Source organism: Aminobacter sp. P4_D5, assembly GCF_056401815.1.
In genome coordinates this window covers 1-594 of the sequence record NZ_JBFUIP010001047.1, presented here as the reverse complement: position 1 = coordinate 594, position 594 = coordinate 1, and the positions used below count along the sequence as shown (strand labels likewise).

At 68.9% G+C, this 594-nt stretch carries 1 protein-coding gene; it reads left to right on the top strand.

Annotated elements, in window-relative coordinates:
• Nucleotides 1-36: 36 nt before the first annotated feature.
• The coding region (locus AC1DWF_RS36585; protein ID WP_476843332.1) for a nitroreductase family protein at nt 37-594 on the top strand (558 nt) is incomplete at its 3' end.

Below are 594 nucleotides of genomic sequence, written 5' to 3'. Positions count from 1 at the left end.
CCGCCACACTGGCGGATCAGCCCCGGGAAGACGTTCATGGATATCAACAGCCCCACCGCCATCTCGAAGGAAGGCGCGCTCGCGCTGCGCTACGGCGCCGATGCGATCCCCGCCGCCGGCCCCTGGAACGAGCACATCGCGCTCTTGCTCTCGCACCGCTCCGTCCGCGGCTACCGGCCGGATGCCCCGCCCGAGGGAACGCTGGAGACGCTGATATCAGCCGCGCAATCGGCCGCCACCAGCTCCAACATGCAGACCTGGTCGGTCGTTTCGGTCAGCGACCCCGCGGTGAAGTCGGAGTTCGCGAAGATCGCGGGTGGCCAGAAGCACATCGAGCAGTGCCCGCTCTTCCTGGTCTTCCTCGCCGACCTCTCGCGCAACGAGCGTCTGGCCAAGGCGAACGACGCCGAGCTCGAGGTGCTGCCCTATGTCGAGACCTTCATGATCGCGGCCATCGACGCCGCCATGGCCGCTCAGAACGCCGTCGTCGCGGCCGAGGCGATCGGGCTCTCCACCGTCTATATCGGCGCCATGCGCAACGACCCCGCCCGCGTGGGCGAGCTGCTGCATCTGCCGGCGGGCGTGGTCGGCGTC